Source organism: Acidovorax sp. Leaf191 (assembly GCF_001424425.1).
In the GTDB taxonomy this organism is placed as follows: domain Bacteria; phylum Pseudomonadota; class Gammaproteobacteria; order Burkholderiales; family Burkholderiaceae_C; genus Acidovorax.
In genome coordinates this window covers 151,352-165,011 of sequence record NZ_LMPT01000019.1, presented here as the reverse complement: position 1 = coordinate 165,011, position 13,660 = coordinate 151,352, and the positions used below count along the sequence as shown (strand labels likewise).

Here is a 13,660-nt window from a genome sequence, read left to right as displayed (position 1 = left end):
CATCGCCCATCCCTCGACTCCTGATCGCCAGCCCATGACCACCCCCAACCACGCCCCGTCCGACGAATGCGCCCAGTTGCGCACAGCCCTGCTGGGCTTGCACCGCACCCTGGTGGAACTGGAGCGGCGCGACTATGAGAAGCAACACGGCCAGCAGTCTGCGGGGCAGTTTCTGCAGCTCATGGCGTACGACGAGTCCATGCGGTGGCTGGAGCCGTTGAGCCGGTTGATCGTGATGCTGGACGAGGCGCTGGATGCGCAAGGCAAGGGCATTGACAGCGTCGCCCCCACAGTGGTCGCTCAGCGGGTGCGCGACCTGCTGCGGCTCGACCGGGATCAGCCTGGAGAGTTTGGTGCGCGGTACCTTCACCACTTCGACCAGTCGCCCGACCTGGCGGTGGAGCACGCTCGACTGCTGCGTGCGTTGAATCGCTGAACCGCTAACTTGCCGCGCTATGCAGCGGCAGGCGCATCTGTTGGGGTCCGCAAGCAGCCTCGCCGAAACCGTTTCGCGCCGCGCGACCTCTCGCTACGAGCGTGCAGCACTGCACTGCACTGCACTGCACTGCACTGCACTGCACGGCACGGCACGGCGGAGCGGGTTGGCGCAGTGCATGGTTGCCGCCCTGGCACCCGCCAACGGGCGCCCCCAGGCCTCAGCGCATCAGTCCGTCGATATCTTGTGTTCCGTCACCAGCCTGCCAAAGCGCGCGGTGTCGGTCGCGATCTGCTGCGCCATTTGCGCCGGGGTGTTGCCGATGGGCTCGGCGCCGATGTCCTGCATGCGCTTTTTGAAGTCGGCCGACTGGATCACCTTGACCATCTCGGCGTTGAGTCGCTCCACCACCTCGGGCGGTGTGCGGGCGGGGGCCAGCACGCCGAACCAGGTGCCGATGTCAAACCCCGGAAAGCCGCTTTCCGCCAGCGTGGGCACGTCGGGCAGCGACGAAGACCGCCTGGCCGTGGTCACCGCCAGCGCGCGCAGCTTGCCGGCCTTGATGTGGGGCAGCACGGGGGTCACCGTGTCGAACGACATCGACACCTGGCCGCCCAGCAGGTCGGTGGTCAGCGGGCCGCTGCCCTTGTAGGGCACGTGCAGCAGCGGCTGTCCGATGGCGGCGGCGAACTGCGTGCCGATCAAATGTTGCGCGGTACCAGCACCGTTGGAGCCGTACGAGAACTTGTCGGGCGCGGCCTTGATCAAGGCCGCCAGTTCCTTCACATCCTTGGCGGGCGTGGTGGCGGCCACGGCGAGCACGTTGGGCACCAGGGCCACGGTGGTGATGGGCGCAAAGCTCTTTTGAAAGTCGTAGCCGAGCTTCTTGTACACGCTGGTGGCGATGGTGTGGTGCACCGCGCCCATCAGCAGCGTGTGGCCGTCGGGCGCGGCCTTGGCCACGTAGTCGGCGCCGATGGTGGCGCCCGCGCCGCCGCGGTTTTCCACGATCACCGGCTGGCCCAGGGCCGCGCCCAGCTTTTCGCCCAGTGCGCGCGCCAGCACATCGGTGGTGCCGCCTGCGGCAAACGGCACGACGAGCGTGACGGGCTTGGTCGGCCACGCTGGCGTTTGCGCCCTGGCCTGGGTGCCCGACAAGCACCAGACGGCTGCCGCGATGGCGACGCCGGCCATGAGGCTGCGGCGTGCGGGCAGGGCGTGCGGCTGTGCAGCCCGGGCTTGCCGGTGCGTGGTGGTGGAACGGGGAAGGGCGATGGGGTTCATGGTTGTCTCCGTTGTGTTTTTTGTGGCAGGGCCTGTGGGGCGCGCATGGCTTCGCTGGCCATGTCTGCGCGAGTGCGGCTGGCGCTCTGATGAACGTTCCGCCTGCAACGACGTGGCCCCTGGCGGGTGGTGACCCACGGTCGCCTTGCCAGGGGCTCTACGGCGTGCCGCGCCTCAGGCCGCGTGCCGCAGCGGTGCCCGCGCCAGCAGGTCGCAGACCGCGTCGGTCACCTGCGCCGTGGTGGCAGAGCCGCCCAGGTCGCGGGTGTGCAGGGCCGGGTTGGCGGTGACCTGCTCGATGGCCTGCATCACCTGCCGGGCGGCCTCGGTCTCGCCCAGGTGCTCCAGCAGCATCACCACCGACCAGAAGGTGCCGATGGGGTTGGCCAGGCCCTTGCCCATGATGTCGAAGGCCGAGCCGTGGATGGGCTCGAACATGCTCGGGTAGCGGCGCTCCGGGTCGATGTTGCCGGTGGGCGCGATGCCCAGGCTGCCAGCCAGCGCGGCGGCCAGGTCCGAGAGGATGTCGGCATGCAGGTTGGTGGCGACGATGGTGTCCAGCGTGGCGGGGCGGTTGACCATGCGGGCCGTGGCGGCGTCCACCAGTTCCTTGTCCCACTTCACGTCGGGGAACTCCTGGCTGACCTGCGCGGCGATCTCGTCCCACATCACCATCGCATGGCGCTGGGCGTTGCTCTTGGTGATGACGGTGAGCAGCTTGCGGGGCCGCGACTGCGCCAGGCGGAAGGCAAAGCGCAGGATGCGCTCCACGCCCACCCGGGTCATCATGGAGACGTCGGTGGCGGCCTCGATCGGGTGGCCCTGGTGCACGCGGCCGCCCACGCCGGAGTATTCGCCTTCGGAGTTTTCGCGCACGATGACCCAGTCCAGGTCCTTGGGGGCGCAGCGCTTGAGCGGTGCGTCGATGCCCGGCAGGATGCGCGTGGGCCGCACGTTGGCGTACTGGTCGAACCCTTGGCAGATTTTCAGGCGCAGTCCCCACAGCGTGATGTGGTCCGGGATGTCCGGGTCGCCGGCCGAGCCGAACAGGATGGCGTCCTTGCCGCGCAGGGCATCGAGCCCATCGGCCGGCATCATCACGCCATGGGCGCGGTACCAGTCGCCGCCCCAGCCGAAGTTTTCGAACTCGAACTGCAGGCCGGGGTGCTGGGTGGACAGGGCTTCGAGCACGCGCTGGCCGGCGGGAATCACTTCCTTGCCGATGCCGTCTCCGGGAATGGTGGCTATTGCGTAGGTGGTCATGGTGGTAGGGCGTTGAACGCGGTGGGTGGCTGAAGGGATGGAGCGGACTGTAGGCCTGGACGCGGCGCAGGAACGGCGATAAAGTGAATCCATCGTTAACCCTGGGTTGAAGATTTAGCCGATGAGTTCCAGCACCATCCAGCCCGCCGAACTGGGTTTTTTCTCCACCCTGGCCGCCAGCCCCAGCCTGAGTGCCGCCGGGCGCGAGATGGGCGTCTCCACCGCCGCTGTCAGCAAGCACCTGGCGCAGATGGAGCGGCGCCTGGGCGTGGTGCTGGTGAACCGGTCCACGCGCCGCATGAGCCTCACGCCCGAGGGCGAACTGCTGCTGGAGCACGCGCGCCGCATCCTGCGCGAGATCGATGCGCTGGACGAGCTCATCGTGCAGTCCCGCGCCAGCCCCAAGGGCCTGCTGCGCGTGAACGCCACGCTGGGCTTCGGGCGCATGCACATCGCGCCGGCTATCTCCGACTTCGTGCGGCTGTACCCTGAGGTGGATGTGCAGTTGCAGCTGTCGGTTCACCCGCCACCCATCACCGACGACGCCTACGACGTGTGCGTGCGGTTCGGCGAGCCACCCGACGGCCGCGTGATCGCCCGGCGCATCGCACCCAACCGGCGCGTGCTGTGCGCGGCGCCGGCCTACCTGGAGCGCCACGGCCGGCCCCGCGTGCCGCGCGACCTGATGGCCCACCAGTGCATCGGCATCCGCCAGGGCGACGAGGCCTACGGCCTGTGGCGGCTGACCACCGGGCGGGGCAGCAAGGCCCACACCGAGTCCATCAAGATCACCGGCAACCTGACCACGAACGACGGCGAGATCGCCGTGCTGTGGGCGTTGCAGGGGCACGGCATCGTGATGCGTGCCGAGTGGGACGTGAACAGGCACCTGGCGCAGGGCCTGCTGGAGCCCGTGCTGCCGCACTACCAGACGCCTGCGGCCGACGTGTACGCGGTGTACCCCCAGCGCCACCAGTTCTCGACGCGGGTGCAGACCTTCGTGAAGTTTCTGGCTGAGGCGTTGGCGAAGTCGGGCACGCTGGCGGGGGTGGACGTGGGAGACGGCGCAGGGCCCGGGCCTGGTGCGAAGAAAGCGGCCAGGGCTGGTACGAAACCGGGCGCCAGGGATGCGGCGGCAAAGCGCCCGGCCAGCAGTCCGTGAGGCCGCAGCGGGCCTGGAGTTGGTGGCTCAGGACGACAGCCGCACCATGAGCAGCCCTGCGCACACCAGCACGGCCGACATGATGCGCGCCGGGCCCATGCGCTCCTTGAGCAGCCAGGTGGAGATCAGCGCCACCAGCAGCACGCTGGTCTCGCGCAGGGCCGACACCGCGCCCATGGGGGCCCGTGCCAGCGCCCACACCGCAATCCAATACGCCCCCATCTGCATGGTGCCCGCGGCGCTACAGCGCCAGAGCATGGCGCGGTCCACGCAGAAGGTGCGGGGCCCCTTCCACAGCAGCACGATGAGCGCCGTGGCAATGCCGTCGCCTAGCGTGAGGATGACTGCAAAGCCGATGGCCGAACCCGCCTGGCGCGCACCCATGGCGTCGATCACCGTGTAGGCGGCGATCAGCACCCCCGTCAGCAGTGGATAGCCCACAGCCTTGCGCTGGGCGCGGCCGCTCCCCGTGCCGCTGCGGATGAGCGCTAGCGACAGCACGCCTGTGCACAGGCACGTCACGCCCCACACCGCGCCCACGCCGGGCCATTCGCCCGCAAACACTGCGGCGCCCAGCATCACCATCAGCGGCGCGGAGCCCCGGGCGATGGGGTACACCTGCCCCATGTCCCCGTGGTTGTAGGCCACGGGCAGGGCGAAGTGGTAGGCCGTGTGCACCGCGATCGACAGGGCCAGCAGCGCCCAACTGGCCGACGCCGGCAGGTCCACCCACGGCAGCGCCAGCAGCGACAACCCGCTGCCCATCAGCGTGGTGATCGCCATGGCGGTGATCCGGTCGCCGCCCACCTTGATGGCGCTGTTCCACCCGGCATTGAGTGCCGCGGACAGCAGCACGACGAAGAAAATGTCGTTGGTGAGCATGAGGGCGCAGCATTTTGTTTGGATGCGTGATGATCTTTTTGAAGCAGACTTCTGTAAAGTTGAGTTCAATAATGATTGAATTCAGGATTTCTGATGCGAAACCTCAACCTCGACCAAGTGCAGACGCTGATAGCGATCGCCGACCTGAAAACGCTGGCCGCGGCGGCCCAGGCCCTGCACCTGGCGCCCCCCACCGTGAGCCTGCACATCAGTGAGCTGGAGTCGCGCCTGGGGGCCACGTTGGTGGTGCGCGGCCGGCGGCAGGCCAGCCTGACTGCCGCGGGCCAGGTGATGGTCGACGCGGGGCGCCGGCTGCTGGCCGCTGCGGACGAGGCGGTGGAGCAGGTGCACCGGCGTGCGCAGGGGCTGCAGGGCGTGGTGCGCCTGGCCACCACGGCCGGCGTCAGCGCGGGCCTGCTGCCGCCGCTGATGCAGTGGCTGGCCCAGCAGAGCCCCGGGGTGGACGTGAAGCTGGATGTGCTCAGTTCTGCCGAGTCGATGGCCCGCCTGGTGGCAGGCACGCTCGACCTGGCCATCGTGGCCCTGCCGCAGGCGTCGGGCAGCGGGGTGCAGGTGGACGCCTGGCGCAGCGACCCCATGGTGGCGCTGGTGCCTGCGGCGTGGCCCGCGCCGCCGCAGGTCACGCCCCAGTGGCTGGCGGATCAGCGCTGGATGTCGTTCGGCCCGGCCACGCAGATGTACCGTCTCACGGCCGGCTGGTTCGCCCAGGCCGGCCTGAACCCGCGGCCCCGCATGGAGTTGAACCACCCGCTGGCGCTGCGCAGCCTGGTGGTGGCTGGCCATGGCGTGGCCGTGCTGCCGCTGGAGCAGCCGGGCGTGGCGGGCATCCATGGCGAGCAGGACACCGCGGGCCTGCAGGTGCGCCCGCTGCACCCGCCCTTGCTGCGCGAACTGGGGCTCGCCCGCCGGTCCGCCGACGCGCAGGACCCGGCCATCCTGGCGGTGTGGCGCGCGCTGGACACGTTTGCCAACGTGGCGGCACCGCCGCCGCCCTCACACCGTGTTGTGCAGGCCTGAAAGAAAGTAGCGCGCCGCCTCCGGCAGCGGTCTGTCCTTGCGAATGATGGAGCCGAAGGCGCCCATCTTGTGCTTGATGTGGCAGGGCAGGATGCACAGCAGATTGTGCCGTGCATAGATGTCGGCGATCGACAGGGGAATCACCGCAATCATCGTGGTGTCCGCGATCAGGCGCATGGTGGTCAGGATGGATGCGGTCTCGACCAGCCCGCGCGGCAATGGAGCATGGATGGCGCGGAACTCCTGCTCCAGCACCTCCCGCATGGGGCTGCCGGAGGGCTGCAGGATCCAGGAGTATTCGAGCAGGCTGTCGAACGGAACATGCTTCTTGGTGGACAGCGGGTGGTCCACGCCCACCACCACCGACAGCGTTTCGTTTTCCAGGGGCTGAAAGATGAAGTCGGCCCGGTGCTCGGGCGCCACCCGGCCCACGGCGATGTCGATGGAGCCGTCCTTGAGCATCTCCACCAGCCGGTCGCTGGTGTCCAGCGTCACGTGGATCGTGATCAGCGGGTAGGTCTTGTTGAGCGCGATGATGGCCTGGTTGAGCAGCGTAGGCAGCGGGGCCATGATGCAGCCGACCGACACCCGCCCGGAGCTGCCCAGCTGCAGCTCGTCGAGCTCGCGCACCATCGACTCCAGCGAGCCGCGCATGCCCTGGAAGAAGCCCAGCACCTTCTCGCCGGCCTGCGTCATCTTCTGGCCGCGGCCATCGCGCTCGAAGAGCCGCTGCCCCAGCGCCGACTCCAGTTCCTGAATCATCTTGGTGGCCGCCGGCTGGCTCATGCCCAGCTCTGCGGCCGCACGGCGCAGCGTGCCGTGGTCCGCAAAGCTCAGCAGCAATGCCACCTGGCGCATGCGCAGGCGGTTGAGGATCTGGGAGACCAGAAGCTGGGTGGTTTCAGGCATGTCTGACAGCACAAAAGTTTGTATGTACCAAATAGTACATATAAATCATAAATGATAGCCATGGGTTATCTGTCGAGTGCAACTTTTCAATATACGTTAATAGTATTTGTTCTTATATTCGCCCCCCATCCGCTGACTGAAGCTTTTTGTAACCCCTGCGTACATGCCGTACATGCCGTACATGATGAAGTCCACCAAGCCCGTCGTTGCCATCACCCTCGGAGACCCGGCAGGCATAGGCCCCGAACTGATCGCCAAACTGCTGGCCACACCCGGCGTCACAGAGCAGGCCAACATCGTCGTGGTGGGGGACCACTGGGTGTGGCTCGAGGGGCAGCGCGTCGCGGGGGTGAACGTCGCCACGCAGGCAATCGCTGGCCTGTCCGATGTGCGAAGCCGCGCAGACAGCAGTCGCCCCGCTTTCCTGAGCGTCGCCACGATCAAGCCGGAGCAAGTGCAGCTCGGCCAGGCCAGCGCCGACTGCGGCGCCTCGGTGCTGCAGGTGCTGGACCGGTGCATGGATGGAGCGCAGGCGGGCGAGGTGGATGCCATCTGTTTCGCCCCCCTGAACAAGCACGCCATGAAGCTGGGCGGCCTGGCGCATGAAGACGAGCTGCACCACTTCGCCGAGTACCTCGGCGTGCAGGGCTACTTCTGCGAATTCAACACCCTGGGTGACCTGTGGACGTCGCGCGTGTCCTCGCACATCCCGCTCAAGGATGCGGCCCGCATGCTGAGCCAGGAGCGCATTGTCAGCGCCGCCCGGCTCATCTACCAATCGCTGCAGGCCAGCGGCCACCCCGAGCCCAGGGTGGCGGTGGCTGCGTTCAACCCGCATGGCGGCGACGGCGGCATGTGCGGGCGGGAAGAGATCGACATCATCGCCCCCGCGGTGCGGCAGCTCAGGGACAGCGGCTTTCCGGTGGAGGGCCCGTTCCCGGCGGACACCATCTTCCTCAAGGCCCGCGACGGCCTCTACCAGGCGATCGTGACCATGTACCACGACCAGGGCCAGATCGCCATCAAGCTCATGGGATTCAGCAAGGGCGTGACGGTGCAAGGCGGGCTGCCAGTGCCCATCACCACCCCGGCGCACGGCACCGCTTTCGACATTGCCGGCCAGGGCATGGCCGATGTCAATGCCACGCGCAACGCGTTTCAGATCGCCGCCCGCATGGGGCACAGCGCGTCGCAGGCCCGCGACCAGGCCACATCCAACCACTGACCACCAGGACACCGCGCACCATGAAAATCAAATCCGTCCGCGCCCGCGTTTTCCAATGGAAGGGCAAGACCGTGCCGCCGCAAGGCAACTTCTGCTCCAACGCGATGGACCTGCTCTACGCGCCGCAGGAGACCATGAGCACCTTCCGTTTCCATGCGTGGACGGTGGTCGAGATCGAGACCGACGACGGCATCGTGGGCCTGGGCAATGTGGCCCTGGCGCCCAGCATCGCCAAAGCCATCATCGACCAGTACCTGGCGCCGCTGGTGATCGGCCAGGACCCGTGGGACTACGAATACCTGTGGCAGCGCATGTACCGCGCCACCCATGCCTGGGGCCGCAAGGGCGTCACCATGGCCGCGATCTCGGCCGTGGACCTGGCCATCTGGGACATCCTGGGCAAGAGCGTGAACAAGCCCGTGTTCAAGCTGCTGGGCGGGCGTACCAAGGAAAAAATCCCGTGCTACTACTCCAAGCTGTACCGCACCCACCTCGAAGACATGCAGCAGGAAGCGCAGAAGTTCCTGGACCAGGGCTTCACGGCGTTCAAGATGCGTTTCGGCTACGGCCCGGCGCACCTGCAGCAGGGCGTAAGGGAGAACCTCCGGTCCGTCGAGGCCGTGCGCGAGGTGATCGGTTATGACAACGATCTCATGCTCGAGTGCTACATGGGCTGGAACGTCGAGTACGCCAAGCGCATCCTGCCCAAGCTCGAAAAGTTCGAGCCCCGCTGGCTGGAGGAGCCCGTCATCGCGGACGACATCGACGGCTATGCCGAGCTCAACCAGCTCACCAGCATCCCGATCTCGGGCGGGGAACACGAGTTCAGCCTCTACGGGTTCAAGCAACTGCTGGACAAGAAGGCGGTGAGCGTCGTGCAGTACGACACCAACCGCGTCGGCGGCATCACTGCGGCCCACAAGATCAACGCGCTGTGCGAGGCCTACAGCGTGCCTGTCATCCCGCACGCCGGGCAGATGCACAACTACCACCTGACCATGAGCACGCTGGCGTCGCCCATGGCCGAGTACTTCCCCATCTTCGACGTCGAGGTGGGCAACGAGCTGTTCTGGTACATCTTCGACGGAGAGCCCATCGCGGAAAACGGCTTCATCCAGCTCAAGGACGACGTGCCGGGCCTGGGCCTGACGCTCAAGACGGACTACCTGGACCAGTTCGACATCACCGAGTGAGCAGCATGCCCGGACTCTCCAGCCCGCGCTTGCGCGGCATCTTCCCTGTGGCGCCGACCACCTTCCATGAAGACGGCAGCCTGGACCTTGCGAGCCAGAAACGCTGCGTGGACTTCATGATCGACTCCGGCGTGGACGGCCTGTGCATCCTCGCCAACTTCTCAGAGCAGTTCCTGATCTCGGATGAAGAGCGGGAGATCCTCACGCGCACCGTGCTCGAGCATGTGGCAGGCCGCGTGCCGGTCATCGTCACTACCACCCACACCGGCACCGCGATCTGCGCCGCACGCAGCCGCCGCGCGCAGGACATGGGCGCCGCCATGGTGATGGTGATGCCGCCGTACCACGGCGCCACCTTCCGGTTCAGCGAGTCGCAGATCCACGCGTTCTACGCCCAGGTGTCCGACGCCATCGGCATTCCCATCATGGTGCAGGACGCGCCGGCGGCCGGCACGCCGCTGTCGCCCGCGTTTCTCGCACGCATGGCGCAGGACATCGAGCAGGTCTGCTACTTCAAGATGGAAACCGCCGGTGCCGCCAACAAACTGCGCGAGCTGATCGCCTTGGGCGGCGAGGCCATCGAAGGCCCCTGGGACGGGGAAGAGGCCATCACCCTGCTGGCCGACCTGGAGGCTGGCGCCACCGGTGCCATGACGGGCGCGGGCTTTGCCGACGGTATCCGGCCCATCCTGCAGGCGCACCGCGCCGGAGACAAGGACGCGGCGTTTGCGCACTACCAGCGCTGGCTGCCGCTCATCAACCACGAGAACCGCCAGGCCGGCTTCCTGGCCGCCAAGGCCTTGATGAAAGAGGGCGGCGTGATCGCGTGCGATGCCCCCCGCCACCCCTGGCCACCCCTGCACCCCCAGGTACGCGCACAACTGCTGGACATCGCGCGGCGCCTGGATCCCCTGGTTTTGCGCTGGGCCCGCTGAAAGAACTGCATGCTTCGTTACGACAATTTCATCCACGGCGAGCGCTCGCCCGCGGCTGCCTATGCGGCCAATACGAATCCCAGCGACCTCTCGGACGTGATCGGCGAATACGCCCAGGGGGATACCGGCGACGTGAACGCTGCCGTGTTCGCGGCGAAAACCGCATTCCCGGCATGGAGCACGTCGGGCGTCCAGGCCCGGCACGATGCGCTGGAAAAGATCGCGGCCGAGATCCATGCCCGCAAGGAGGCACTGGGCAACCTGCTTGCGCGTGAAGAGGGCAAGACGCTGCCCGAAGCCATTGGCGAGGTCACGCGCGCGGGCCACATCTTCAAGTTCTTCGCGGGCGAATGCCTGCGCCTGGCGGGAGAAATGCTCCCGTCGGTGCGCCCTGGCGTGGGCGTGGAGGTCTCCCGCGAGCCGGTGGGCGTGGTGGGCCTGATCACGCCCTGGAACTTTCCCATGGCCATTCCGGCGTGGAAGATCGCGCCCGCGCTGGCCTTCGGCAACTGCGTGGTCTTGAAGCCTGCCGAACTGGCGCCCGGCTGCGCCTGGGCGCTCGCGGACATCATCCTGCGCAGCGGCATTCCGGCCGGTGTGTTCAACCTGGTCATGGGCCAGGGCCGCCTGGTCGGCGAGGCCCTGACGCGCCACCCCGACGTCGCTGCCATCAGCTTCACCGGCTCTGTGGGCGTGGGCCGCGGCATCTCCGCCGTGTGCGCGCAACTGGGCAAGAAGATCCAGGTGGAGATGGGCGGAAAGAACCCCCAGGTGGTGCTGGACGACGCAGACCTGGGCCAGGCCGTCGAACTCTGTGCGCAAAGCGCCTTCTACTCGACGGGCCAGCGCTGCACGGCCTCCAGCCGCCTCATCGTGACAGACAGGATCTATCCCGCGTTCATTGCCGCACTGCAGGCGCGGGTGCAGAAGATCAAGGTCGGCGACGCCCGCGCCATCGGCACCGACATGGGCCCGGTGGTCAGCCAGAGCCAGCTGGAGCAAGACCTGGAGTATGTCGATATCGGCCGCTCCGAAGGCGCGGCGCTGGCGGTGGGCGGGCATCCGGTCGCCTGCCACACGGGCAGCGGGAAGAAGGGCTACTTCATGGCGCCCACCTTGTTCGTGGACAGCCTGCCGTCGATGCGCGTCAACTGCGAGGAGATCTTCGGCCCGGTGGCCAGCGTCATCCGCGTGAAGGACTACGAAGAGGCCCTGCAGGTGGCCAACGACACCCCGTTCGGCCTGTCGGCCGGCATCGCCACGGCGAGCCTCAAGCACGTCATGCATTTCAAACGCCACGCGCAGGCGGGCATGGTGATGGTGAACCTGCCCACCGCCGGCGTGGACTACCACGTGCCCTTTGGCGGGCGCAAGGCCAGCAGCTACGGCCCCCGCGAGCAGGGCTCGCACGCCCAGGAATTTTTCACCACCGTGAAGACGACCTACATCCACGCATGACCGCGAACGACACCACTTCTTCCTTGCAGATCCTGGACACGCGCGTGGCGCCGGTGTTTGCGGGCGCGTCGCTGCGCCGGCTGTGCACGGGCGCCATCTGGAGCGAGGGGCCCATCTGGCTGTCGCAGGACCAATCCGTGCTGTGGAGCGACATCCCCAACAACCGTATCCTGCGCTGGAGCGCCGCGTCCGGCATGTCGGTGTGGCGCGAGCAGGTGGAGTTCACGAACGGACATGCACTGGACCGCGAAGGCAACCTGCTCCATTGCTCGCACGGCCTGCGCGCCATTGTCCGCACCCCGCAGGTACAGGGCGTGATCCGCGCCGACACCATCGACGAGGTGCTGGTGCGCGAGTTCCAGGGCAAGCGCCTGAACTCCCCCAACGATGTCGTGGTGCAGAGCAATGGCTGCATCTGGTTCACCGACCCGCCGTACGGCATTTTGAGCGACCGCGAAGGCCACCAGGCGCGGCGCGAGCAGCCGCACAACCATGTGTTTTGCTATGACCCCGCTGCGGGAACGCTGCACGCGGCCTCCGACTTCGTGCAGGAGCCCAATGGCCTGGCGTTCTCGCCGGACGAGCAGTTGCTGTATGTCAGCGACACCTCGGCAGCCCTGAGCGCCGACGGCACGGGCCACCACCACATCGTGGTGTTCGACGTGAAGGGCCACACACTCCAGAACCCGCGCGTCTTCGCCGAGATATCCCCCGGCCTGCCGGACGGATTTCGCGTCGACCACTGCGGCTGGATCTACACCAGCAGCCTGGACAGCGTGCAGGTGTACCACCCCGACGGAACGCTGCTGGGAAAGATCCTGGTGCCCGAAAAGGTCGGCAACCTCACCTTCGGGGGCGTGCGCGGCGACACGCTGTTCATTGCCGCCAGCACATCGCTCTACAGCATCGTCCTCAATACCCGCGGAGCCATCCGACCATGACCGACAACATCCTTTTGCTGGTGGAAAAATGCAGCCACTGCCTGAGCTACTACGACATCGACACCGGTGAGCGCCTGGCCAGCATCCAGTTGCCAGACTTTCCCCACGAGTTCGTGATCGACTCGCAGGAGCGGTACGCGTACATCGGCCACTACGGTGTCGAGACGTCGGGCCACCTGGGTTTTGGCGGCACGCAGATCTTCCAGGTGGACATCGCCCGCCGCGAGTTGGCCCGGACCATCGACATCGCGCCCTTCAACCGGCTGCACGGCATGCAGATGGACGCACAGGACCGGCTGTACGCACTGAGCGAAGACCGCGCGCAGCTTGTCGTGCTGGACCACCCCGCCACCGACACCGCGCCGCGCCGCGCGGTCAGCACCGGCGGCATCAAGAGCCACCTGTTCGCGCTGACGCGCGACGGCCAGACGGCGTACGCGATGAACCTGCTGTCGCATACCGTGACCAAGATCCGCCCGCACGACGCCACGGTGGCACCCGTCGCCTGCGCACCCGGCGAGAAGCCCGAGGGCTATGCGCTGAGCGAGGACGAGAAGACCCTGTACGTACATGCCGCTGGAGCAACACGCTGTGCGCCATCGACACGGCCACCATGCAGGTCAAGTACCAGGCGCCGTCGCGCGACGACGCCACGCGCTTGTACCTGTACCGCGACGGCCGCCTGGTGGTCACCAACTACGGGGCCCGCAGCCTGTCCATCGTGGACCCTGCGACCTTGCAGGAGATGGCCCACGTGCAGATGGACGCCCGGGCCATCGCGTTGAGCTTTCACCCCACACGCCCCATCGCCTTCGTCAGCCAGGACAACGACCTGCTCGGGTACTTCCACATGGAGACGCTGCAGTTCGAGCGCTTCGTGCCCACGCAGCGCGAGCCCGACGTGTCGCGTGTTCTCAGCCGTTCGCGCGCATAG

The 13,660-nt window shown here is 67.2% G+C and carries 14 protein-coding genes; 10 read left to right on the top strand and 4 right to left on the bottom strand.

Features of this window, described 5'->3' with window-relative positions; all coding sequences use genetic code 11:
• Window positions 1-34 precede the first annotated feature (34 nt).
• Window positions 35-436, top strand: a complete 402-nt coding sequence (locus tag ASG27_RS14825; protein WP_056412644.1) for a hypothetical protein — start codon at window positions 35-37, stop codon at window positions 434-436.
• 228 nt (window positions 437-664) lie between these two features.
• On the opposite strand, the gene ASG27_RS14820 is transcribed toward ASG27_RS14825, so the two are convergent.
• The gene (locus tag ASG27_RS14820) at window positions 665-1,630 is read right to left on the bottom strand and encodes a Bug family tripartite tricarboxylate transporter substrate binding protein (protein WP_056412760.1); all 966 of its coding nucleotides are present in this window, start codon (window positions 1,628-1,630) and stop codon (window positions 665-667) included.
• A 264-nt stretch (window positions 1,631-1,894) separates the two neighbouring features.
• Complete coding sequence (locus tag ASG27_RS14815; protein ID WP_056412641.1) at window positions 1,895-2,983, bottom strand: tartrate dehydrogenase; 1,089 nt, start codon at window positions 2,981-2,983, stop codon at window positions 1,895-1,897.
• Between the two features lie 121 nt (window positions 2,984-3,104).
• Between ASG27_RS14815 and ASG27_RS14810 the strand changes: the two genes are divergently transcribed.
• A complete protein-coding gene (locus ASG27_RS14810; protein WP_235503924.1) occupies window positions 3,105-4,145 on the top strand; it encodes a LysR family transcriptional regulator in 1,041 nt (346 codons plus the stop codon).
• A 27-nt stretch (window positions 4,146-4,172) separates the two neighbouring features.
• Here the strand turns inward: ASG27_RS14810 and ASG27_RS14805 are convergent, their stop codons facing one another.
• Entirely contained in the window at window positions 4,173-5,027 is an 855-nt protein-coding gene (locus ASG27_RS14805; RefSeq protein ID WP_056412638.1) for a DMT family transporter, read from the bottom strand.
• 93 nt (window positions 5,028-5,120) lie between these two features.
• Here ASG27_RS14805 and ASG27_RS14800 point away from each other — a divergent pair, with 93 nt between their 5' ends.
• Window positions 5,121-6,065 (top strand): LysR family transcriptional regulator, encoded by a 945-nt coding sequence (locus ASG27_RS14800; protein ID WP_056412635.1) that lies wholly within the window; start codon window positions 5,121-5,123, stop codon window positions 6,063-6,065.
• On the opposite strand, the gene ASG27_RS14795 is transcribed toward ASG27_RS14800, so the two are convergent.
• A complete protein-coding gene (locus ASG27_RS14795) occupies window positions 6,042-6,974 on the bottom strand; it encodes a LysR family transcriptional regulator (RefSeq protein ID WP_056412632.1) in 933 nt (310 codons plus the stop codon). The two genes, ASG27_RS14800 and ASG27_RS14795, sit on opposite strands and share 24 nt — an antisense overlap.
• A 181-nt stretch (window positions 6,975-7,155) precedes the next feature.
• Between ASG27_RS14795 and ASG27_RS14790 the strand changes: the two genes are divergently transcribed.
• From ASG27_RS14790 to ASG27_RS27640, 7 genes are read left to right on the top strand one after another with little or no spacing between them, the layout of a single operon-like run.
• A complete protein-coding gene (locus ASG27_RS14790) occupies window positions 7,156-8,199 on the top strand; it encodes a 4-hydroxythreonine-4-phosphate dehydrogenase PdxA (RefSeq protein WP_056412757.1) in 1,044 nt (347 codons plus the stop codon).
• A gap of 20 nt (window positions 8,200-8,219) precedes the next feature.
• Window positions 8,220-9,392, top strand: coding sequence for an L-rhamnonate dehydratase (locus ASG27_RS14785; RefSeq protein WP_056412629.1), 1,173 nt, complete (start codon window positions 8,220-8,222; stop codon window positions 9,390-9,392).
• Between the two features lie 5 nt (window positions 9,393-9,397).
• Complete coding sequence (locus tag ASG27_RS14780; RefSeq protein WP_056412754.1) at window positions 9,398-10,327, top strand: dihydrodipicolinate synthase family protein; 930 nt, start codon at window positions 9,398-9,400, stop codon at window positions 10,325-10,327.
• Window positions 10,328-10,336: 9 nt separating this feature from the next.
• Window positions 10,337-11,785, top strand: a complete 1,449-nt coding sequence (locus ASG27_RS14775) for an aldehyde dehydrogenase family protein (RefSeq protein WP_056412626.1) — start codon at window positions 10,337-10,339, stop codon at window positions 11,783-11,785.
• On the top strand, window positions 11,782-12,726 hold the full coding sequence (locus tag ASG27_RS14770; RefSeq protein ID WP_056412622.1) for an SMP-30/gluconolactonase/LRE family protein: 945 nt from the start codon (window positions 11,782-11,784) through the stop codon (window positions 12,724-12,726). The genes ASG27_RS14775 and ASG27_RS14770 overlap by 4 nt, the downstream gene beginning before the upstream one ends.
• A complete protein-coding gene (locus ASG27_RS14765; protein ID WP_235503923.1) occupies window positions 12,723-13,511 on the top strand; it encodes a YncE family protein in 789 nt (262 codons plus the stop codon). The genes ASG27_RS14770 and ASG27_RS14765 overlap by 4 nt, the downstream gene beginning before the upstream one ends.
• Complete coding sequence (locus ASG27_RS27640; RefSeq protein WP_235503922.1) at window positions 13,481-13,660, top strand: hypothetical protein; 180 nt, start codon at window positions 13,481-13,483, stop codon at window positions 13,658-13,660. The genes ASG27_RS14765 and ASG27_RS27640 overlap by 31 nt, the downstream gene beginning before the upstream one ends.